This is a genomic window from Pseudomonas sp. SDO55104_S430 (assembly GCF_054070595.1).
In genome coordinates, this window is the sequence record NZ_JBSVXG010000076.1 from 1 (window position 1) to 21078 (window position 21078).

The window sequence follows — 21078 nt, forward strand, 5'->3', positions numbered from 1 at the left end:
ATGTCGACTGACACACCGCCTTCGCGAGCAAGCCCGCTCCCACAGGTTGCGTGCAAGGCTCTATGCTTGAGGGGAACTCAGTAGCGTGATCGATAGCCCAACCCATGCCCTCATTTCATCAGGACACTCATTCCATGCAGGTAGAAGGTTTTTTCGAATGGCTCGGTCAGGCGCTTGGCACAGTCATCCGTTTCATCGTTGACGCCCTGAGCGGCCTGTTCCAGATGGTGAGCCGTGCCAGCAGCAATTTTGTCGACGGCCTGTCCCGGGCGCTGGGCATGGACACGTCGATCATCAGCATCGCGATCCTGATCATTGGCCTGGTGTTGTTGTGGTCGGCGATCCGCGCGTTCATGAATGCGTCGATCATCATGGGGCTGATCTGGTTGATGCTGGGGTTGTGGTTGCTGAGCTGGATCATGCACTGACACTACCAAAAACTGTGGGAGCGAGCCTGCTCGCGATAGCGGACTAACAATCAACACAGATTTTGAATGTTGTGTCCTTATCGCGAGCAGGCTCGCTCCCACATTGAAATGCCGTGTCGCTACAATGCCCGCTCCCCAAGGAGCCCGCATGTCCAACCTGATTGCCGACTGGCGCGACCGCCCTACCCATCGTCGGGTGTGGGCGCTGGCGGCGCCGATGATTCTTTCCAACATTTCCGTACCGCTGGTGGCGCTGGTCGACAGCACCGTCATCGGTCACCTGCCCCACGCCCATCAGCTTGGCGCCGTGGCGGTCGGGGCCAGTCTGTATACCTTCCTGGCCTGGGCGATGGGCTTTCTGCGCATGGGTTCCACCGGTTTTGCCGCCCAGGCCGCCGGGCGCGGAGATGGTGCAGCGCTGCGGCAGATTCTGTTGCAGGGGCTGCTGCTGGCCATGGGTCTGGCGATTGTCCTGGGCGCGGCGGGCGTGCCGTTGAGCGGAGTGGCGCTGCACTTCATGCAGCCGTCGGCGGAACTGGACCAGATGACCCGCGAGTTCTTCCATACACGTCTGTTCGGCCTGCCCGCGGCGCTGGCCAGTTACGCGCTGGTGGGCTGGTTCCTCGGCACGCAGAACGCCCGGGCGCCGCTGGTGATCCTGCTCACCACCAACCTGGTCAACATCGCGCTGAACCTCTGGTTCGTGCTCGGGCTGGAATGGGGAGTTGTCGGTGCGGCCCGGGCTTCGGTGATAGCCGAGTGGACCGGCGCCCTGATCGGCCTGCTGATGACCCGCCAGGCCCTGCGCGCCTATCCGGGGCAGATCGTCTGGGCGGCGCTGCGGCTGTGGCAGAGCTGGCGTCCGCTGCTGGCGGTCAACCGCGATATCTTCCTGCGCAGCCTGGCCCTGCAATCGGTATTTTTCCTGATCACCGTGCAAGGCGCGCGACTGGGGGATGCCACCGTCGCCGCCAATGCCCTGCTGCTCAACGGCCTGCTGCTGACCGCCCATGCCCTGGACGGTCTGGCCCACGCCGTGGAAGCCCTGTGCGGACACGCCATCGGCGCCCGTAATCGCGATGCCCTGCGCCGCTCACTGGTGGTAGCCTGCGGCTGGTCGCTGCTGGCGAGCTTGTGTTTCGCCGTGTTCTTCCTGTTGGCCGGACACCTGTTCATCGAGATGCAGACCGACATCGCCAGCGTGCGCGACACCGCCTTCATTTACCTGCCCTACCTCGCCGTCCTGCCGCTAATTGCGGTCTGGAGTTACCTGCTCGATGGCTTGTTTATCGGCGCCACCCGTGCCCGGGAAATGCGCAATGGCATGCTGTTGACGGTGGCCTTGCTGGTGCCCTTCGCGTGGGCGCTGCAAGGGTTCGGCAACCACGGCCTGTGGATAACCTTTCTGCTGTTCATGGTCCTGCGCAGCCTGACCCTGGGCATCATTGCCTGGCGCCTGCGTCGCAATGACGGCTGGTTCACCGGCGCGCACTGAAGCTCGAAAAATCAGAGGCTCGAAAAATCAGGGCCGATGGTTCTGCCAGCGGTCGCGCAAACTGTCGAGGCGTTCCTGCTGGGTGCGCCCCGACGATCGCGCTGGCACCGCGTCAGGGTGCTGCAGGCGCAACCACAGCCAGGCATCCAGCACCGGGCGCTCGCTAAAGCCCAGCGCCAGACCTTCCTGCAGATGCGCCCAAAGGCGTGCGTATTCGGTCGCGGTGGAGCGGCTCCAATGCCAGGCATGCTGCTCGAGCAGGCAGGTCTGCAGGTTTTCCCGTTGCCGCGCACTGAGGGTTTCTTCGACGCCCAGCGGGCTGACCGCCAGCCCTGGATTGAGCAACATCTGCCAGCCCTGGTGGCCCGCCGCCCTGTCCGCCCAGGTACCGCCAAACCAGCGAATCTGTTTGACCGGCCCCATCCAGCGGCTCAGTTGCGCGGCATCGCAGGCATCGAAAAAATAACTGGCGGTATTGGGGTTGTAGTAACTGAGCAAGGCTCGGTGATGGACATCGAAACTGACGGTGAGCATGCGCCGCAAATGGGCCAGCAAGACCGGCGCTGACGCCTCGCTGATCAGCAGCAAGCCACGCCAATGCTGCGCATCGCGCTGGCAGACTTCGGCAAGCATCGGGCAGGTGAGCAGATTGACCAGCACCGGGCCCTGGTCCCGCAGGGCGTGCCATTCGGTCCCTTCGAACAACCGATACCAATGGGCCTGATCGAACCCCAGTTTGAGCGCAGCCCCCGCTTGCGGTGCACTCGGCACATCCAGCAACAACCAGCGCGGCGGCACATCGGCCGCATACACCGCCATCACGCCGCTCCGCTTCGAGCCAGCCCCATGGCCGCCCGGCAAGTACAGATCGCCTGCTCACACTGCTTGAAACTGCCTCCGCCCGGCATCAGGCACAACATCAGCAAGGGCTCTCCCGAATGCAGCCAGTCCTGCACCGCTTCAGGCGGGCATTGCTCCGTCTCCGCAGGCGTATCCGCCTCTTCAAGCGCAGCGGGCTGATGAAGAATCCCGGTGATCATCGGCTGGTCCGGGTCGCCGTCGACAAAACTCACCACCACCTCCGTGCCTTCTCTTAGCGCTGCGCTGCCTGTGGCTTGCAGGGTCGGCGCCAGCGGCAGCCAGCAGTGACTGGGCGTCGCGCCTTCGCCCTGATACAGCCAGTCGAACTGCACGGCGACCGGGCGTGAGCTCGCTGGCTCTGGCTCATCGACGCTCACCACCCATGCCCGTTGCAGGCTGTGCATGACAGGCCGGGGCGATTTCGTTCGCGGCGCAAACGGTGCTGTTTCTTGCATGGCGCGCACCTGATTTCGGTAAGGAATCGACAGATCCTGGCGGCCCTGATGCTCGATATGGGTCAGCAGCCACTGCCGATTCCACTCCGCTATCGGATGCCCGGACAGCGCCATCGACTGGCCGCTGCGCAATGTCGCCAGATCGGTCTGGCATTCGGCCTGCGGATGCCGGTTACCGGCGCCATGTCGAACCTCGAAACGCCGTACCGCCGGCTGCGCCCCTTCGGGCCTGAACATCGTCATGTCCCCGACCCGAAACGGCCCCCGTCGATCGCTGAACACCACGCAGTGCCCTCCCGCCCGATGTTCGAAGTGGTAGTCAATGCGCTCCCGGGCACACAGGCGCTGAAGAAATTGCAGATCGGATTCACGGTACTGCGTGCAGAAATCCAGCGGAGGGTAATCGCCGCTCAATTCGAAACGCCGGTCGCCACCGACGACGCCGTGCTGCCTGAGTACCCGGTCGAGAATCTGCGGCACCGAGCGGCCGCTGAAGATGCGCTGGCTGAAGCGTTGGGCCAGACACGAAAGCTTCGGCCCCAGGCGCACATGGCAAAGCCTGACGGTCGTGCCGTGGTCGCGCTGAAACAGTTCGTGAAGTTGCCCGTGAACGGTGTTGCCCTGCGGCCCGAAACGCAGGCTGGCCGAGCGGTACAAGAGGCTGGCGAGATCGAGCGAGGGATCATCGATCAGCAGGTCCACGTCAAAGGCGAAGGGTTCGCTGAGCGCTTCCCTGCCGGTAAAGGCCAGGACCTCGAAGGCGTCGGACAGACCAGCTACGTCCAGACGAAATGACGGTTCGTTGACTGGATCGAACATGGGCGATTCTCTACAGGAGGGTCGGTCGTGGATTTTCGCCGAGTGGCAGGGCCGAGTAGAGAGGGGAAATACAACTTGGGAAATGACCTACGCGAAAAGAGGACGAATACCTGAAATAGCCGAGGACGCAGGTATTTTCGTGCAGGGAAAAGAGAATTGCCTCACCAGGCCATCTGAAAATTCCGACGCTGTCGGTACATTTTCAGACAACCTGATGGGAGCAGGACTTACCTCAAGAAGACAGGTAAGAAGAACGGGTCAGGCCAAGACGCAGGGCATCGAGGAACTGGGTGCGCTCGGTGGCGCTGATGCGGGCACTGGCGCACTTGTCGCGGTAGTGGGTCATCAGCTCTTCGGGCGACAGGTGCACGTAGCGCAGCATGTCTTCGATGGTGTCGTGTGTCTCGATGCCGGCGTGGTACACGCTGCCATCGGCGTTCTGGTAGATGTTCACCGAGTCGGTGTCACCGAACAGGTTGTGCATGTCGCCAAGAATTTCCTGGTAGGCACCGACCAGGAACACGCCCAGCAGGTAATCCTCACCTTCGTTCAGCGCGTGCACCGGCAGGCTGGTTTCGATGCTCTGCTCGTCGACGTACTGGTTGATCTTGCCGTCGGAGTCGCAGGTCAAATCCTGCAGCACCGCGCGGCGCAGCGGCTCTTCGTCGAGACGGTGCAGCGGGATGATCGGCAATACCTGATCGATGGCCCAGGTGTCCGGCAGGCTCTGGAATACCGAGAAGTTGCAGATGTACTTGTCGGCCAGCTTGTCGTTGAGTTCGTCCAGCACCTGACGGTGGGAACGCTGACGCGCCTTCAGCGAGTTGTGCAGGCGACGGCACACGGCGAAGTAGCACTGCTCGGCCAGGGCCTTTTCGGCCAGGGTCAGCTTGCCATCGGCGTACTGGGCGGCGACATCGCTCATGTAGTGCGTGGCGCGCCAGTAGGTTTCGGTGACCATCTCGATGTCGGTCGGACCCAGCAGGTCCACCAGCCACTGCACGGTTTCCGGCAGCGCTTCCTTGTTCTCGATCTGCGGCACGTCGTCGTTGTGACGCTCGACGTCGGTCACCTGGATCACCAGCATCGCGTGGTGCGCGGTCAGGGAACGGCCGCTCTCGGAGAAGATGTTCGGATGCGGCAGGCTCTGAGCATCGCAGAACTCCTTGAGCATGCCGACCACGACACCGGCGTAATCGTCCATGTCGTAGTTGATCGAACTGGCGTTACGCGAATGCGTACCGTCGTAGTCCACGCCAAGGCCGCCGCCGACGTCGATGTGGTCCACCGGCAGACCGAGGTTGCGCAGTTCGCCGTAGTAACGGATCGCTTCCTTGAAGCCGTGCTGGTAGTCCGCCAGGTTGGCGATCTGCGAGCCCATGTGGAAGTGCAACAGGCGAATGCCCTGATCCAGGCCGGCAGCGCGGAAACGCTCGACCACCGACAGCAACTGCGCCGCCGACAGACCGAACTTGGATTTCTCGCCACCGGTGTCCGCCCACTTCGAGGAAGCCAGCGACGACAGGCGCACCCGCAGGCCGACCTGTGGCTTGACCTTCAGCGAAGCCGCTTCTTCGATCACCAGGCCGACTTCGGATTCTTTCTCGATCACGATGAACACGTTGTGGCCGAGCTTCTGGCCCATCAGCGCCAGACGGATGAACTCGCGGTCCTTGTAACCGTTGCAGACGATGGTGCCGCCCTTCGGCGCCAGTGCCAGCACCGCCAGCAATTCAGGCTTGGAGCCGGCTTCCAGACCGATGGAGACGTTCTGGGTGGCGATGATGTTCTCGATCACCGCTTCCTGCTGGTTGACCTTGATCGGGTACAGCGCGGTGTACTTGCTCTGGTATTCCAGGCGCTCGATGTTGGCGTCGAATGCGCCGGTCAGCTGACGCACGCGGTCTTGCAGGATGTCGGGAAAACGTACCAGCAGCGGCAAGGACAGGCCGCTCTTGCGCAGCTGGTCGACTTGCTCGAACAGGTCGATGGGCGAGCTGTTCGGACCGTTCGGACGAACTTCGACGCGACCGGCGTCATTGATCGCGAAATATCCGGCCCCCCAATGGCGAATCCCGTAAACACTGCGGCTGTCCGCAACTGTCCATTGGCTGCCATCGTCTTTGCGTGTGCGTCGTACGGACATCGAAGTCCCCTATAAAGAAGTCATAGTGCGTCGCCTGGATTTCAGGCCGGCGCAGTCTAAAGAATGAAAATGACGGTTCGTCAACGAGGGAGTAGACCCCGCCGACCGCAACGAGTTTAGAAACCGGTCATGAACAGGCTCTGTGAAAACCATGGTGACGACGCCGGGCCTTGAGGTTTCAGGACCGGATCAAGCCACAGGTGGTTTTCACAGAGGCTGCTAGCCGCCGGATTTCTTCGCTTTGAAACCGAGCTTGATCAGTTCAGCCAAGAGTAGCTCGACATGATCGCCCTGGATTTCGATGACACCGTCTTTCAGCGCCCCACCGGTGCCACAACGTTTCTTCAACGTGGCAGCCAGGTCCTTGAGGTCGTCTGCAGCCAACGGCACGCCGGTGATGGTGGTCACCGTCTTGCCGCCACGGCCCTTGCTTTCGCGACGCACGCGGGCAATGCCGTCGCCGGCGGGGATAACGGTCTGTTTGCAGATGCAGGCGTCCACCGGTTTACTGCATTCCGGGCAATGACGACCTGCGTCGGTGGAAAATACCAGGCCGCCCAGGGCGGCGAAGGATGCGGCTTTTTTGGCCACCGGCAATCCTCTATGGGAGGACAAAGACTGGTCGCAGCACTTGGGCAAGGCTATCGACCGCGAAGCCCCACTCAGGCAGGGGCAGCGCTACTGCAACGGTTTGCTTTCTGTAGGAGCGAGCACGCTCGCGATGGTGGCCGGAACAACGAAGGGTGTCAGGTGCCCCGCGTCATCGTTGACGACCATCGCGAGCATGCTCGCTCCTACAGGTAAGGCAATGCCGTTACAGCTTGAAAAGGTCGCGCAGTGTAACGGCAAAAACGCCGATTGCTAAGAGCCAATCGGCGCCAATTTATAGCGCTTATGCGACGTCTTCGCCGCGAGAGCGCAGATAGCGTTTCAACGCGGCCAGAGAGTCCGGGCAATAAGGCTTTTCCTCGATTTCCCGCAGCACTTGTTCAACCGGTAAAAAGCGCGCTTCCAGCACTTCTTCCGGCTGCAAAATCAACGGGCCATCCCACACCGCCGAAAACGCCGAACACCAGAGGCGATTGCCGGTGTCTTCGAAGAAAAAATGGTCATGGGCGGTCAGCTCGACGCCGCTCACCCCCAGTTCCTCTTCCAGCTCCCGGGCCGCCGACTCGGCGTAGGTTTCGGTGGCGAGCACCATGCCGCCCGCCGCCACGTCCCAGTAACCGGGATAGATCGCCTTGCTCAGGGTCCGCCGGTGCACGCAAAGCTCACCGGCGGAATTGAACAACATGATGTAAGTGCCCCGCCCGATCAGTCCGCGCTCGCGCAGGTCGGAGCGCACAAGGGCGCCGAGCAGGTTGTCCTGCTCGTCGACCCAGGCGATCTGCTCGGCGTCGGACGCCGCCCGATGGGCCGCTTCGCGCAGGTTGTCGATGGAACTGTCGACCATGACTCAGCCCTGATTCAACAGTTGACGCAAATCGATCACCGCCGCGTTGGCCCGGGAAATGTAGTTGGCCATGACCAGCGAGTGGTTGGCCAGCACGCCGAAGCCGCTGCCGTTGAGGATCATCGGGCTCCACACCGGCTCCTGCGACGCCTCCAGCTCACGAATGATCTGGCGCACGCTGACCGTGGCGTTCTTCTTGGCCAGCACATCGGCGAAGTCGACTTCGATGGCGCGCAGCAGGTGCGACAGGGCCCAGGCTTGGCCGCGAGCTTCATAGAACACATTGTCGATCTGCATCCATGGGGTTTCGACGATTTCTTCGTCAACCTGGGGTGCGACGCCCGGCGTCACGGCTTCGGTTTTCAATGCGGTGTTGAGTTTGACCCGGCCAACACTGGCCGACAGCCGTTGTGACAGCGAGCCCAGGCGCGTGCCGACATCACCCAGCCAGTTGTTCAGGTTGTCGGCGCGGGCATAGAACAGTGCGGTTTTCTGGTTCGGATCGGACAGGCGATTCTGATAGCGGGTCAGAGAGTTGATGCCTTCCTGGAACTCGGACTCGCTGGACGGCAGCATCCAGCTCTTGTTGTCGAAGTTGAAACGCGGTTCGGCCTTGGCCAGATCGGCGTCTTCGGTCGATTGCGATTGCGAACGGGCGAAGTCCTTGCGCATCGCGCGGCTCAGGTCACGCACCTGTACCAGCACGCCGTATTCCCAGCTCGGCATGTTGTCCATCCACAGGCCCGGCGGGAAACGGTCATTGGAAATGTAACCGCCCGGCTTGTTCAGCAGGGTCCCGGCAACGGTCTTGAGAGTTTCGACAGTGGTATAGCCGACCACCATCTGCTTGCCTTCTTTCTCGGCCGCCATCTGCGCGTTCTGCTGCACCGGGAACAGCGCAGGTTCTTCGCTCCAGTACCAGCCCAGCGCAATCGTCACCAGCAGGTAGATACCGACCAACGTGGCCAGCGCCCGGCTGAACACCAGGCCGCCCAGGTAACTGCGGGTAGCCGATTTCGGTTCGGCGGCACGTTCGGGCGCGCTACCGGCGCGGTTCTTCCAGTCCAGCATGGCGATTTCCTTTCAAGCTCTTGGGTTCAACGGTTCGACCACAACCATACAACAACGTGCCTTTGCCCGGCACCCGCCGTTGGGTTCATGTCGGAAATAAGCTTGTGGATGGCTATAAACAGACCACGCCGCCTCACGCATCTAGGGGAATCCCCTAGACCCTTACACGAAAGGTCGCGGCTCGTTTAACGCTGGCACACCATCAGAGACCAAGGCCCATCATCTACGCCGAATCCGATGCATACCCACTAAGGAAAACCCTGAAAGCCCCGCCCCACGGGCCTCAAGCGCGAACAATCAGCCAATTCCAGACCGACCGGTCACAAACTGAATGCAGTCACTCAGCAGAATATTGGCGTCTGCTACTCATCCAATCGAAAAGAGATGCTAGCATAGAGCCACCAGTCGACCTCAGCGTGCCCCCTAACTAGTAGTCAGGATATGACCGAGCCAGAAGATCCCAGCCGCGAGCGCCTCAAGCACCACTTTGCCCAGCGGGTAATTCATCAGGCACGTCAGATACTTGAGATATGGCAGCGCCTGCAACGCAGCGAGTGGTCGACCAACGATCTGTCGGAACTGAGCGAGGCCAACCTGCGCCTGCTGCGTTTCGCCGAGCGCTTCGAACAGCCGGAACACATTAAACTGGCGCGCCAGATCACCCTGTCGCTGGAGGCGGTCGACGCCAACCGCGGGCGCCTGAGCAGCGGCCTGATCACCGACCTCAACCGTTTGATGCAGCGTCTGTCGCGTACCGGCCTGCGCCACGGTGATCAGCTCGATCAGACCTTCCTGCCGCCACTGCGCAAGCCGATCTACGTGATGCTGCAGGATCACGACCGCGCCGAGCGCCTGGCCAAGCAACTGGAATTCTTCGGTCTCAGCGCCCAATCCCTGGACAGCGTGGCGGCGTTTCGCTCCTCGATGGTCGAACGCCTGCCGGCGGCGATCGTCATGGACGTGGACTTCAGCGGCCCCGGCATCGGCCTGAAACTGGCCGCCGAAGCCCAGGAAGGCCTCGACCAGCGTATGCCGCTGCTGTTCTTCAGTCTGCACGAGACCGACACCCCGACCCGCCTGGCTGCGGTGCGCGCCGGTGGCCAGGAGTTCCTCACCGGCACCCTCGAAGCGTCGAGCCTGCTGGAGAAAATCGAGGTCCTGACCAACGTCGCCCAGTACGAACCCTATAAAGTGCTGATCATCGACGACTCCCGCGCCCAGGCCCTGCACACCGAGCGCCTGCTTAATAGTGCCGGCATCGTCACCCGCACCCTGATCGAGCCGATCCAGGCCATGGCCGAGCTGGCGGACTTCCAGCCGGACCTGATCATCCTCGACATGTACATGCCGGCCTGCACCGGCACCGAACTGGCCAAAGTGATCCGCCACAACGACCGCTATGTCAGCGTGCCGATCATCTACCTGTCGGCCGAAGACGATCTGGACAAGCAGCTCGATGCCATGAGCGAAGGCGGCGACGACTTCCTGACCAAGCCGATCAAACCCCGGCACCTGATCACCACCGTGCGCAACCGGGCGGCGCGGGCGCGCAATCTGAATTCGCGAATGGTGCGCGACAGCCTCACCGGCCTGTACAACCACACCCACATCCTGCAATTGCTCGAGGATTGTTCGTTCCGCGCCCGCCGCGAAAACAAGCCTTTGAGCTTTGCAATGCTCGACATCGACCACTTCAAACGGGTCAATGACAGCCACGGCCACCCCATGGGCGACCGGGTGATCAAGAGCCTGGCGCTGTTTCTCAAGCAGCGCCTGCGCAAGACCGACTTCATCGGTCGCTACGGTGGCGAAGAGTTCGCCATCGTCATGCCCGACACCGACCTGGAAGCGGCGCACAAGGTGCTGGATGAAATCCGTCAGCGTTTCGCCGAGATCCACTACCCCGCGCAACCCGAGGATCTGTGGTGCACCTTCAGCGCCGGCGTGGTGGAAATGTCTGACGACACCGACAGCCTGCTGATGGCGAGCCAGGCGGACGAGGCGCTGTATCGCGCGAAAGCGGCCGGACGCAATCGCGTTCAGGCCGTGCACGCGTCAAAGCAAAGTGCCACTTTTTCATCCCAATCGACCCATTCCGTCATAACCGTGTAACAGAATCGCAATAAATTCAGGCGCTTACCGTTTCGCCACTGGTAGTCCCGCGATGCGCCTGAAGCTGCTGACCAATTTCAATACCCTCCTTTTAGTCGCCGTGTGCGTGGCCCTTGGCGCCACACTCTGGTGGTCGCAAAAAGCCCTTGAGCGACCCTATCTATTAATGGAGCGCTACCTGGGCCTGTCCCAGCAGTTTCAGAATGATGTGGCGCGCAACGTCGAGGATTACCTGGCCAGCGGCGATGCCCTGCGTCTGAGCAGCGCCAGCCAGGCGATCGACAACCTGCAGAAGGAACTCGGCGAACTGCCGCCGGCGCTGGCCGAAACCCTGCGCCCGAGCCTGTCGAACCTCAACGATTTCAGCAAAACCGACTTGCTCGCCGCCGGCAAACTCGCGGGCGATCCGCAGGCCCTGCTGCTGCAAGCAGAACGCGAATTGGGCGCCAGCCTCGACCAACTCAGCCAGTACGCCAGCGGCAACGCGGCGTACCTGACACCCCTGCTCGCCGCGGCCCAGCATCTGGGCAAACTGTCCCTGGCCCGGGACAAGCTGGTGAGCAGCGGACGCAGTGAACTGGCGGCCGATGTCGAGCGTGAAGTCGGCAACATCCGCGCCCAGGCCAGCCAGCTGGATGCCCTGCCATTGCTCGGCGTGACGGTCAGCAACGAATCGAACACCGATGACTTCGCCGCGATGATGGGGCTGGAAAACACCGAGAAAGCCGCGACCGAAGACGCTGGTGTGGGCTTCAAACGCGAGCTCAACAGCTTGCTAACCCGCTACCCCGCTGAACTGGCGCGCACCCGTGACCAGATCCAGAAACGCGCTGACCTGAGCGCCGCGACCCACCTGAAAATCGCCGACGTGCAACAGGCCATCGCCGGCCTGGAGCCGGTGGTACGGGCCCAGCACGGGCAGATCCAGGGCGAGGTGCGCCTGATGCAGGGAGTAATGATCGGCCTGATCCTGCTGATCGCCCTGCTTATCGACACCCTGCAACGCAAGCTCGCCCGGACCCTGACCAATCTCGCCCCGGCCCTTTCGACCTGGGCCGAAGGCGACTTCAGCCGCGACATCCAGCTGGGCAAGACCAACCGCGAACTGCATGACATAGAAGCCTCGCTCAATCGTCTGCGCGCCTATCTGGTGGATCTGGTGGGCACCATTCGCCTGAACGCCGAGCAGGTCGCGGACAGCAGCCGCACGCTGGCCGAGCTGAGCAACGACCTGCACAGCGGCGCTGAACATCAGGCCGGTGACACGGCGCTGATCCGCGATTCGCTGGGCGAACTGGAAGCGACCATCCAGCAAGTCGCCGGCGATGCCAGCCAGGCCGCCGACGCCAGTCGTCATGCGGGGCTGGCGGTGGAACACGGGCAGAAAGTCATCGGCCAGAGCCTGACCGGGTTGCATGCGCTGGTGGATGAAGTCCAGGGCAACGCACAGATGATCGAGCATCTGGCACAAGAGTCGGCGACGATCGGCGGTGTACTGACGGTGATCCGCTCGATTGCCGACCAGACCAACCTGCTGGCGCTCAATGCCGCCATCGAAGCGGCGCGCGCAGGAGAAATGGGGCGCGGGTTTGCCGTGGTCGCCGAGGAAGTCCGCTCGCTGGCCATGCGCACCGCTGGCGCCACGGCGGAAATCCAGACCCTGATCGCCGGCCTGCAGACGGCGGCTCGACAGTCGGTCGAAGGCATGCGCGCCCAGGTCGAACACGCCGAAGCCACCGCCAATCAGGCCCAGGCAGCCGATGGCGCGCTGGATGAAATCGTCGGGGCGATCCAGACCATTTCCGATACTGCGGTGCGCATCGCCGATGTCACCGCGCAGCAGAGCGGCGCGGTCAGTGAGATTCGCGATCACAGCGAGCGGATTCATCAGTTGGGTGGGGATAACTTGCTGCGTATTGGTGAAGGGCGGGAACAGGGGGAGAATCTGCTGGTGTTGGGTGGGCGCTTGCATACGGCCGTTCAGGCCTTCCGCGTCTAACGCCTCCCGCGTAGATCCATGTTTCGTGGGCTCAGCTATGATGGCTCCAAGCCCCATACGCGAGACCGTCATGCGCCGCTTGCTCTGCCTGCTGCTTCTAGTGTTCGCCCTGCCGGTCGCAGCCACCGGCCTGCTGGAGAGCCGGCCCAGTACTACCCTGGGGTCGATCAACAACAGCGCCGACTTCCTGCCCGTTCGCGAAGCCTTCAAGTTGAGCCTGGTGGACAGCACGCCGCAATCGATCAAGCTGCGTTTGATCGCCTCCGAGGGTTATTACCTCTACCGCCATCGCTTTCAATTCCGCACCGATCCGGTGGATGTCAGCCTTGGCGCGGCGCAACTGCCCAAGGGCGAGCAGAAGCACGACGAATACTTCGGTGACGTCGAGGTCTACCACGGCATTCTCGATGTGGAGCTGCCGCGCAACGATCAGCGGGCATTCACTCTCGCCGTGACCTATCAGGGCTGCGCGGACAAAGGCCTGTGTTATCCCCCGGAAACCGAACACCTGACGATCGATGGCAATGGCACAAGCACGGTGGTTCATGACTGGGGCTGGCGCGAATTGGCGCTGTTTTTTCTCGCAGGCCTGGGCCTGACTTTTACCCCATGCGTACTGCCGATGCTGCCGATTCTTTCCGGCGTGGTGCTGCGCGGTCAGGTCGGCGGCCTGCGCGGCTTCAATCTGTCCCTCGCTTATGTCCTGCCGATGGCGGCCTGCTTTGCACTGCTCGGTGCCCTTATGGGTCTGTTCGGCGCGCAACTCAATTTGCAGGCGAGACTGCAATCGGCCTGGGTGCTGGTGCCGTTCGCGATGTTCTTTGCGCTGTTTGCCCTGGCGATGTTCGGCGTCTTCGAACTCAAGCTGCCGCAGGTGATCAGCAGCCGGCTGGATCGTATCGCCGGCCGCACCGAAGGTGGTTCGCTGTGGGGCGCGGCGGTGCTGGGCGTGGTTTCCAGCCTGCTGGTTTCGCCCTGTGTCTCGGCGCCATTGGCCGGGGCGCTGCTGTATATCAGCGCCAGCGGTGATGCGCTGGGCGGCGGCTTGAAACTGTTCATGCTCGGCCTGGGCATGGGTGCCCCGCTATTGCTGGTGGCGACAGGAGGCGCGGCGTGGCTGCCGAAAAGCGGGCCGTGGCTGGTCTATGTGAAAAACGCGATTGGCGTTTTGCTGCTGGGGCTGGCGATCGGATTGCTCAGCCGGGTGCTGCCCGGCCAGGTCACCTTGCTGCTGATCGGCCTGCTGGCCGCTGGCGTCGGCTTGTTCCTGGGGGCGCTGGAATTCGTCTACAAACCGCCGAGAAAACGCCTGGGTCAGTTGATGGGCATGTTCCTGCTGTTTTACGCGTTGGCCTGCTGGTACGGCGGCTTCAGCGGCCAGAGCGATCCGCTCAACCCGATCGGCCAGCCGCGGACAGCCGTGATCGAGGCGTCCGCGTCCGACGCCGGCGCGTGGCAAACCGTCAGCACGGCGCAGGATCTCGACCGCCTGCTCGCCGAAGCCCGCGCATCCGGCAACCCGCTGCTCCTCGACTGGTACGCCGACTGGTGCATCAGCTGCAAAGTCATAGAACGCGAAGTGCTGAATGACGCGATCGTCGTCGAACGGCTCAAAGGCTATCGGCTGGTTCGCTTCGATATCACCGCCAGCAACGCCGAACAGCGGGCGTTGCTCGACCGCTACAAACTGTTCGGGCCACCGGCGCTGATGTTTTTCGGCAAAGACGGGCTTGAACACGCCGATGTGCGGGTCATCGGCGAAATCAACGCCAGGGACTTCGCCGAACGTGTCGCCAAAGCGAATGACCGGATTTAATCAAGCGGTCATATATTTCGCGCAAACATCGGACATCGTGCTGGCTATTGCAGAGAACTGGACAGTCACAAAGGCTTTGCGGCATAGTCGCCGGGTTCTGACAATTGCTCACCGACAACATGGGAACAACCGATGGCGACGCTACTGGTTCTGCACGGACCCAACCTGAACATGCTTGGCACCCGTGAACCGGGCACCTATGGCGCCACGACGCTGGCGCAGATCAACCAGGACCTGGAACGCCGCGCCCGTGAAGCCGGCCACCATCTGATGCACCTGCAGAGCAACGCCGAATATGAATTGATCGACCGTATCCATGCCGCTCGCGGCGAAGGTGTCGACTTCATTCTGATCAACCCGGCAGCTTTTACACATACAAGTGTCGCATTACGTGACGCGCTGCTGGCGGTGAGCATCCCATTCATCGAAGTGCATTTGTCCAACGTGCACAAACGCGAACCTTTCCGCCATCACTCTTACTTCTCCGACGTAGCGGTGGGAGTGATCTGCGGCCTTGGCGCCAGCGGTTATCGGCTGGCCCTGGAGGCCGCGCTAGAACAGCTTCAAATACAGGCAACAGCTTGACCAACAAGCGGTAAACGCCCCTGACCGACCCTTGGGAGTTGATGATTCATGGATATCCGTAAAGTTAAGAAACTGATCGAATTGCTGGAAGAGTCCGGCATCGACGAGCTCGAGATCAAGGAAGGCGAAGAGTCCGTACGCATCAGCCGTAACAGCAAGGCTCCAGCCCAGCAGTACTACGCACCAGCTCCAATGCCTGCTCCGGTTGCTGCACCTGCCGCCGCTCCGGCTGCCGCTGCCGCCCCTGCTGCCGCCGCAGCACCGGCACTGAACGGCACCGTTGCCCGTTCGCCGATGGTAGGTACCTTCTATCGCAAATCCTCGCCAACCTCGCCAGCCTTCGTTGAAGTCGGCCAGACCGTGAAGAAAGGCGACACCCTGTGCATCGTCGAAGCCATGAAGATGATGAACCACATCGAAGCTGAAACCAGCGGCGTGATCGAATCGATCCTCGTTGAAGACGGCCAGCCGGTTGAGTTCGACCAACCGCTGTTCACCATCGTTTGAACCGCGGAGAGCCTTTGATGACTGCGAAGTTGGAAAAAGTTCTGATCGCTAACCGCGGTGAGATCGCCCTGCGGATTCTGCGTGCCTGCAAAGAGATGGGCATCAAGACCGTCGCCGTTTACTCCAAGGCCGACAAAGAGCTGATGCACCTGGGCCTGGCAGACGAATCCGTCTGCATCGGTCCGGCTTCTGCCGCGCAATCCTACCTGCACATCCCGGCCATCATCGCCGCAGCCGAAGTGACCGGCGCTACCGCCATTCACCCAGGCTACGGTTTCCTCGCGGAAAACGCCGACTTCGCCGAACAGGTCGAGAACTCCGGCTTCGCCTTCATCGGCCCGAAAGCCGAAACCATCCGCCTGATGGGCGACAAGGTTTCGGCCAAGCACGCGATGATCGAAGCAGGCGTACCGACTGTTCCAGGTTCCGACGGCCCGCTGCCGGAAGACGAAGAAACCGCTCTGCGCATCGGCCGTGAAGTCGGCTACCCGGTGATCATCAAGGCCGCCGGCGGCGGTGGTGGTCGCGGCATGCGTGTGGTGCACAAGGAAGAAGACCTGATCGCCTCGGCGAAACTGACCCGCTCCGAAGCGGGCGCAGCGTTCGGCAACCCGATGGTCTATCTGGAAAAATTCCTGACCAACCCGCGCCACGTGGAAGTTCAGGTTCTGTCCGACGGCCAGGGCAACGCCATTCACCTGGGCGACCGTGACTGCTCGCTGCAGCGTCGTCACCAGAAAGTTCTCGAAGAAGCGCCGGCACCGGGCATCGACGAGAAGGCTCGCCAGGAAGTCTTCGCCCGCTGCGTCCAGGCGTGCATCGACATCGGTTACCGTGGCGCAGGTACTTTCGAGTTCCTGTACGAAAACGGTCGCTTCTACTTCATCGAGATGAACACTCGTGTCCAGGTAGAGCACCCGGTTTCGGAAATGGTCACCGGCATCGACATCGTCAAGGAGATGCTGAGCATCGCCGCCGGCAACAAGCTGTCGTTCACCCAGGATGACGTGGTCATCCGCGGTCACGCGCTGGAATGCCGGATCAACGCCGAAGACCCGAAAACCTTCATGCCGAGCCCGGGCACGGTCAAGCACTTCCACGCTCCAGGCGGCAACGGCGTTCGCGTCGATTCGCACCTGTACAGTGGTTATGCCGTTCCGCCGAACTACGATTCGTTGATCGGCAAGCTGATCACCTACGGCGCAACCCGTGACGAAGCCATGGCGCGCATGCGCAATGCGCTGGACGAAATCGTGGTCGACGGGATCAAGACCAACATCCCGCTGCACCGCGACCTCACCCGCGACGAAGGCTTCTGCAAAGGGGGCGTGAACATTCACTACCTCGAGCACAAGCTGGCTGGCGAGAAGCTTTAAGCTTCAACCGGCACACGACAAAGCCGCCTTCGGGCGGCTTTGTTGTTTCCCAGAGAATCAAAAGATCGCAGCCTTCGGCAGCTCCTGCATAACTACACTCTGTAGAAGCTGCCGAAGGCTGCGATCTTTTCGCTCGGCACCCCACAGTCGTCTTCTGTCTCGCGCTCGCGTAAACTTGCGCGTTTCTCGCGGCCCGCCAGGCTGCCATCAATATTTTTCAAAGGTGCCCGCCATGCCTTGGCTGCAAGTCCGTCTCGCCATCAGCCCAGAACAAGCCGAAACCTACGAAGACGCTTTCCTTGAAGTGGGCGCCGTGTCGGTGACCTTCATGGACGCCGAGGATCAGCCGATCTTCGAGCCGGAACTCAATACCACTCCGCTCTGGTCGCACACGCACCTGCTGGCCCTGTTCGAGGGCGGCACCGAGGCCGCTCCGGTACTCGCCCATCTGGAATTGCTGACCGGCAGCCCACTGCCCGAGCATCACAGCGAAGTGATCGAAGACCAGGATTGGGAACGCAGCTGGATGGACAACTTCCAACCGATGCGTTTCGGCCAGCGCCTGTGGATCGTGCCGAGCTGGCACGCCGCGCCCGAGCCGGATGCGGTGAATCTGCTTCTGGATCCAGGTCTGGCATTCGGCACCGGCACTCACCCGACCACCGCCCTGTGCCTGGAGTGGCTCGACGGCCAGGACCTCAAGGGCTGCGACGTCCTCGATTTCGGCTGCGGGTCGGGCATTCTCGCGATCGCCGCGCTGCTGCTCGGCGCCAGGCAAGCCGTCGGCACCGACATTGACATACAAGCGCTGGAAGCCTCCCGCGACAACGCCGGGCGCAACAAAATCGCCGAAGAGCTGTTCCCGTTGTATCTGCCGGAGGACATGCCGCAGGTTCAGGCCGACGTGCTGGTGGCGAACATTCTTGCCGGTCCGCTGGTGTCTCTCGCGCCGCAACTGTCCGGCCTGGTCAAATCCGGAGGCCGTCTGGCCCTGTCGGGCATCCTCGCCGAACAGGGCGACGAGGTCGCCGCGGCCTACGCCAAGGATTTCGACCTGGACCCGATCGCCAATCGCGATGGCTGGGTGCGCATTACAGGCCGTCGGCGCTAGAATGAGCGCCTGCACAGACCGGATCGCCGCATGACCGACAGCTTCGTCACCCAGTGCCCGCATTGCCAAACCAGCTTTCGCGTCAGCCATGCTCAGTTGAGCGTGGCTCGCGGTGTCGTTCGCTGCGGATCCTGTTTGCAGGTGTTCAACGCCGCCAAGCAACTGCTTGAGCAGGCTGGCAAGGAGCCGGTCGCCCCGGTTGCATCGCCCGCCACCACAGCGCCCGCCGCGGAAGCAGCTACCCCCGCCGAACCTCGGGCGATCAGTCAAAAGCAGTGGACGGCGACCGAGCTGGACCTGGACAGCCTCGATCTCGACCAGGAACTCGCCCGGCTCGAACAGCGGGAAATCCAGCCGACCACCGAGTTCGGCCGGCACCGCGAAGACAGCCTCAGTGCCCGCCGCGACAGCGCCGAAAACGATGAAGAACCCTGGGCTTCCGACAGCCTGTTCAGCGAGCCCGCAGCAGACCGCGCGCAAGCGATCAGCGATCGTGATGACCTCGATACGCTCGACGCGCTCGATACCCCAGTGACAGCGGAACCGGAAATCGAGCCGGCCAAAAACACTCGCACCGAACCTTCGCTGTCGCTGGAGCCAGTGGAGCTGGACGACGAACCGCAGCCGCCGCAGCTTCGCCTGCATGACCCACTGGACACCCCGCAGCATCACGAACGCCTGTCAGCAACGGCAGTCGATGAAGCCGAAGACGACCTGCCCTCCATCGAACCTCAGCGCAAGCGACGCGAACGCGCCGAGCCTGGGGTTCGCGCCGAAGTCCTGCAGGACCTGACCGACGATCCGCTGCAACTGGACTGGCAGAAACGCCGCTCCCCCTGGGGCCGCCGTTTCTTCTGGCTGGTGCTGATCCTGCTCGGTGCCGGCGCACTGGTCGGCCAGTACGTCGCTTACCACTTCGACGAACTGGCACGCCAGGATCAGTACCGCCCCTGGTTCCAGCAACTGTGCCCGCAAATCGGTTGCACGGTGCCATCGAAAGTCGACATCGCGAAAATCAAGAGCAGCAACCTGGTGGTACGCAGCCACCCGGATTTCAGCGGCGCCCTGGTGGTCGACGCGATCATCTACAACCGCGCGCCCTTCTCGCAGCCGTTCCCGCTGCTGGAACTGCGTTTTGCCGACCTCAATGGCCATCTGATCGCCAGCCGCCGCTTCAAGCCCGGCGAGTACCTCAACGGCGACCTCGAGGGCATGGTGGAAATGCCACCACAAACCCCGATCCACATCGCGCTGGACATCCTCGACCCCGGCTCCAAGGCGGTCAATTACAGCCTGAGCTTCCACTCCCCCGAGTGAAACGATTAACCGATGCCGTCCTGACGGCGGATTCCTGACGCTCCCTGCCTAGACCAAACTGCTGGCAATAACAAAATAACTGTTCAGATTTTGTTCAGTTCAGCCTTTATCCGGTCATCGAGAGCGGGTATCATGCCAACCCTTTTTCGAACTCTCATGATCCGGCCCCACAACAGGGAAGTCCTATGTCGGCGGTACGCATCGGTCCATACACATTAAACAACAGCCTGATTCTCGCCCCGATGGCGGGCGTCACTGACCAGCCCTTTCGTCAGCTGTGCAAACGATTGGGCGCCGGGCTAGTAGTCTCGGAAATGGTCACCAGCGACATGAGTCTATGGAACACCCGCAAGTCGCGGATGCGAATGATCCACGAAGGTGATCCCGAGCCACGCTCGGTACAGATCGCCGGTGGCGACGCGCAGATGCTGGCGGATGCCGCTCGAGCCAACGTCGAGCTGGGCGCACAGATTATTGATATCAACATGGGCTGCCCGGCAAAGAAGGTCTGCAACAAGGCCGCCGGCTCCGCCCTGCTGAAGGATGAAGCACTGGTAACCGAGATCCTGCAGGCCGTCGTGGCTGCGGTCGATGTGCCGGTTACCCTGAAGATCCGTACCGGCTGGGACCGGGACAACAAGAATGGCCTGACGGTGGCGAAGATCGCCGAGCAGGCAGGCATCACGGCGCTGGCGGTCCATGGCCGCACCCGTGCCGACCTGTACACCGGTGAAGCCGAGTACGACACCATTGCCGCGATCAAGCAGGCGGTGTCAATGCCGGTCTTCGCCAATGGCGATATCGATTCGCCGGAAAAAGCCCGGTACGTGCTCGACGCGACCGGTGTCGATGGCCTGTTGATCGGCCGGGCCGCCCAGGGGCGGCCATGGATTTTTCGCGAGATCGAGTATTTCCTGCGCACCGGCGAGAAGCTCCCGGCGCTGGAACTGATCGAGGTGGAACGCATTCTGCTAGAGCATCTGGCTGCGCTGCACGCTTTCTACGGAGACGTGATGGGCGTGCGCATTGCTCGAAAGCATGTGGGCTGGTATCTCGCAACCCTGCCGGGCGCCAGGGAGTTTCGCGCCCACTTCAATCGTTTGGAAGATACGGAAGCACAATGCGCCAACGTTCAGGCCTTCTTCGCCGAACGTTACAAGAGCCTGACAGGGGACGGAGAAGGGGTGGCCGCATGACGATGATGACCGAGACTTTAGTGAGTGGAACTGCACCCGTGAGCGACAACGTGAATTTGAAACAGCACCTCAATACCCCGAGCGAAGAAGGCCAGACCCTTCGCGGGAGTGTCGAGAAAGCGCTGCACAATTATTTCGCCCACCTTGAGGGCGCTGCCGTCACGGATGTGTACAACCTGGTGCTCTCCGAAGTCGAGGCTCCCCTGCTCGAATGCGTGATGAACTACGTCAAGGGCAACCAGACCAAGGCCAGCGAGATGCTCGGACTCAACCGGGGCACGCTGCGCAAGAAACTCAAGCAGTACGATTTGCTGTAAGCATTCAATCAAAC

At 61.9% G+C, this 21078-nt stretch carries 17 protein-coding genes and 1 pseudogene; 12 read left to right on the forward strand and 6 right to left on the reverse strand.

The genetic code is table 11. The features are described from left to right. The first annotated feature begins 134 nt into the window (after positions 1-134). Together ACW9JE_RS15335 and ACW9JE_RS15340 are read left to right on the forward strand one after the other, a co-directional pair. A complete protein-coding gene (locus ACW9JE_RS15335) occupies positions 135-428 on the forward strand; it encodes a hypothetical protein (protein WP_224542047.1) in 294 nt (97 codons plus the stop codon). A gap of 148 nt (positions 429-576) precedes the next feature. Next, a complete protein-coding gene (locus ACW9JE_RS15340) occupies positions 577-1923 on the forward strand; it encodes an MATE family efflux transporter (RefSeq protein WP_457433210.1) in 1347 nt (448 codons plus the stop codon). Between the two features lie 27 nt (positions 1924-1950). On the opposite strand, the gene ACW9JE_RS15345 is transcribed toward ACW9JE_RS15340, so the two are convergent. The 6 genes from ACW9JE_RS15345 to ACW9JE_RS15370 form a co-directional block, all read right to left on the reverse strand. Continuing rightward, positions 1951-2745, reverse strand: coding sequence for a DUF4123 domain-containing protein (locus ACW9JE_RS15345; protein WP_457433211.1), 795 nt, complete (start codon positions 2743-2745; stop codon positions 1951-1953). Further along, on the reverse strand, positions 2742-4058 hold the full coding sequence (locus ACW9JE_RS15350) for a type VI secretion system Vgr family protein (RefSeq protein WP_224542041.1): 1317 nt from the start codon (positions 4056-4058) through the stop codon (positions 2742-2744). The genes ACW9JE_RS15345 and ACW9JE_RS15350 overlap by 4 nt, the downstream gene beginning before the upstream one ends. A gap of 232 nt (positions 4059-4290) precedes the next feature. Beyond that, the gene (speA, locus tag ACW9JE_RS15355) at positions 4291-6204 is read right to left on the reverse strand and encodes an arginine decarboxylase (protein ID WP_224539053.1); all 1914 of its coding nucleotides are present in this window, start codon (positions 6202-6204) and stop codon (positions 4291-4293) included. A gap of 219 nt (positions 6205-6423) precedes the next feature. Then, positions 6424-6795, reverse strand: coding sequence for a translation initiation factor Sui1 (locus ACW9JE_RS15360; RefSeq protein ID WP_224539056.1), 372 nt, complete (start codon positions 6793-6795; stop codon positions 6424-6426). 301 nt (positions 6796-7096) lie between these two features. Continuing rightward, on the reverse strand, positions 7097-7657 hold the full coding sequence (locus ACW9JE_RS15365; protein ID WP_224539058.1) for an NUDIX hydrolase: 561 nt from the start codon (positions 7655-7657) through the stop codon (positions 7097-7099). 3 nt (positions 7658-7660) lie between these two features. Continuing rightward, positions 7661-8728 carry a DUF2333 family protein gene (locus ACW9JE_RS15370; protein ID WP_224539060.1) on the reverse strand — a complete coding sequence of 356 codons (1068 nt, stop codon included), beginning with the start codon at positions 8726-8728 and terminating at the stop codon, positions 7661-7663. 441 nt (positions 8729-9169) lie between these two features. Here ACW9JE_RS15370 and gcbA point away from each other — a divergent pair, with 441 nt between their 5' ends. The 10 genes and pseudogenes from gcbA (at position 9170) to fis (ending at position 21064) form a co-directional block, all read left to right on the forward strand. Continuing rightward, entirely contained in the window at positions 9170-10840 is a 1671-nt protein-coding gene (gcbA, locus tag ACW9JE_RS15375; protein WP_224539062.1) for a diguanylate cyclase GcbA, read from the forward strand. Between the two features lie 1483 nt (positions 10841-12323). Next, a pseudogene (locus tag ACW9JE_RS15380) lies at positions 12324-12839 on the forward strand (methyl-accepting chemotaxis protein); the annotation flags it as partial. A 70-nt stretch (positions 12840-12909) separates the two neighbouring features. After that, entirely contained in the window at positions 12910-14655 is a 1746-nt protein-coding gene (locus ACW9JE_RS15385) for a protein-disulfide reductase DsbD (RefSeq protein ID WP_457433212.1), read from the forward strand. 132 nt (positions 14656-14787) lie between these two features. Next, complete coding sequence (gene aroQ / locus ACW9JE_RS15390; protein WP_175375534.1) at positions 14788-15240, forward strand: type II 3-dehydroquinate dehydratase; 453 nt, start codon at positions 14788-14790, stop codon at positions 15238-15240. A gap of 48 nt (positions 15241-15288) precedes the next feature. Beyond that, positions 15289-15747, forward strand: a complete 459-nt coding sequence (gene accB / locus ACW9JE_RS15395) for an acetyl-CoA carboxylase biotin carboxyl carrier protein (RefSeq protein WP_457433213.1) — start codon at positions 15289-15291, stop codon at positions 15745-15747. A 17-nt stretch (positions 15748-15764) separates the two neighbouring features. Next, on the forward strand, positions 15765-17123 hold the full coding sequence (accC, locus tag ACW9JE_RS15400) for an acetyl-CoA carboxylase biotin carboxylase subunit (protein WP_457433214.1): 1359 nt from the start codon (positions 15765-15767) through the stop codon (positions 17121-17123). 232 nt (positions 17124-17355) lie between these two features. Further along, positions 17356-18234, forward strand: a complete 879-nt coding sequence (gene prmA / locus ACW9JE_RS15405) for a 50S ribosomal protein L11 methyltransferase (protein ID WP_457433215.1) — start codon at positions 17356-17358, stop codon at positions 18232-18234. 30 nt (positions 18235-18264) lie between these two features. After that, positions 18265-19551, forward strand: coding sequence for a DUF3426 domain-containing protein (locus ACW9JE_RS15410; protein WP_457433216.1), 1287 nt, complete (start codon positions 18265-18267; stop codon positions 19549-19551). 185 nt (positions 19552-19736) lie between these two features. After that, complete coding sequence (gene dusB / locus ACW9JE_RS15415; RefSeq protein ID WP_457433217.1) at positions 19737-20747, forward strand: tRNA dihydrouridine synthase DusB; 1011 nt, start codon at positions 19737-19739, stop codon at positions 20745-20747. Beyond that, on the forward strand, positions 20744-21064 hold the full coding sequence (gene fis / locus ACW9JE_RS15420) for a DNA-binding transcriptional regulator Fis (protein ID WP_046819701.1): 321 nt from the start codon (positions 20744-20746) through the stop codon (positions 21062-21064). Before dusB ends, fis begins: the two co-directional genes overlap by 4 nt. Positions 21065-21078: the final 14 nt, after the last annotated feature.

Coding starts and splice junctions, on each gene's coding strand:
- ACW9JE_RS15335 (WP_224542047.1), top strand. CDS start 135: ATGCAGGTAGAAGGTTTTTTCGAATGGCTCGGTCAGGCGCTTGGCACA.
- ACW9JE_RS15340 (WP_457433210.1), top strand. CDS start 577: ATGTCCAACCTGATTGCCGACTGGCGCGACCGCCCTACCCATCGTCGG.
- ACW9JE_RS15350 (WP_224542041.1), bottom strand. CDS start 4,058: ATGTTCGATCCAGTCAACGAACCGTCATTTCGTCTGGACGTAGCTGGT.
- speA (WP_224539053.1), bottom strand. CDS start 6,204: ATGTCCGTACGACGCACACGCAAAGACGATGGCAGCCAATGGACAGTT.
- ACW9JE_RS15365 (WP_224539058.1), bottom strand. CDS start 7,657: ATGGTCGACAGTTCCATCGACAACCTGCGCGAAGCGGCCCATCGGGCG.
- ACW9JE_RS15370 (WP_224539060.1), bottom strand. CDS start 8,728: ATGCTGGACTGGAAGAACCGCGCCGGTAGCGCGCCCGAACGTGCCGCC.
- gcbA (WP_224539062.1), top strand. CDS start 9,170: ATGACCGAGCCAGAAGATCCCAGCCGCGAGCGCCTCAAGCACCACTTT.
- ACW9JE_RS15385 (WP_457433212.1), top strand. CDS start 12,910: ATGCGCCGCTTGCTCTGCCTGCTGCTTCTAGTGTTCGCCCTGCCGGTC.
- aroQ (WP_175375534.1), top strand. CDS start 14,788: ATGGCGACGCTACTGGTTCTGCACGGACCCAACCTGAACATGCTTGGC.
- accB (WP_457433213.1), top strand. CDS start 15,289: ATGGATATCCGTAAAGTTAAGAAACTGATCGAATTGCTGGAAGAGTCC.
- accC (WP_457433214.1), top strand. CDS start 15,765: ATGACTGCGAAGTTGGAAAAAGTTCTGATCGCTAACCGCGGTGAGATC.
- prmA (WP_457433215.1), top strand. CDS start 17,356: ATGCCTTGGCTGCAAGTCCGTCTCGCCATCAGCCCAGAACAAGCCGAA.
- ACW9JE_RS15410 (WP_457433216.1), top strand. CDS start 18,265: ATGACCGACAGCTTCGTCACCCAGTGCCCGCATTGCCAAACCAGCTTT.
- dusB (WP_457433217.1), top strand. CDS start 19,737: ATGTCGGCGGTACGCATCGGTCCATACACATTAAACAACAGCCTGATT.
- fis (WP_046819701.1), top strand. CDS start 20,744: ATGACGATGATGACCGAGACTTTAGTGAGTGGAACTGCACCCGTGAGC.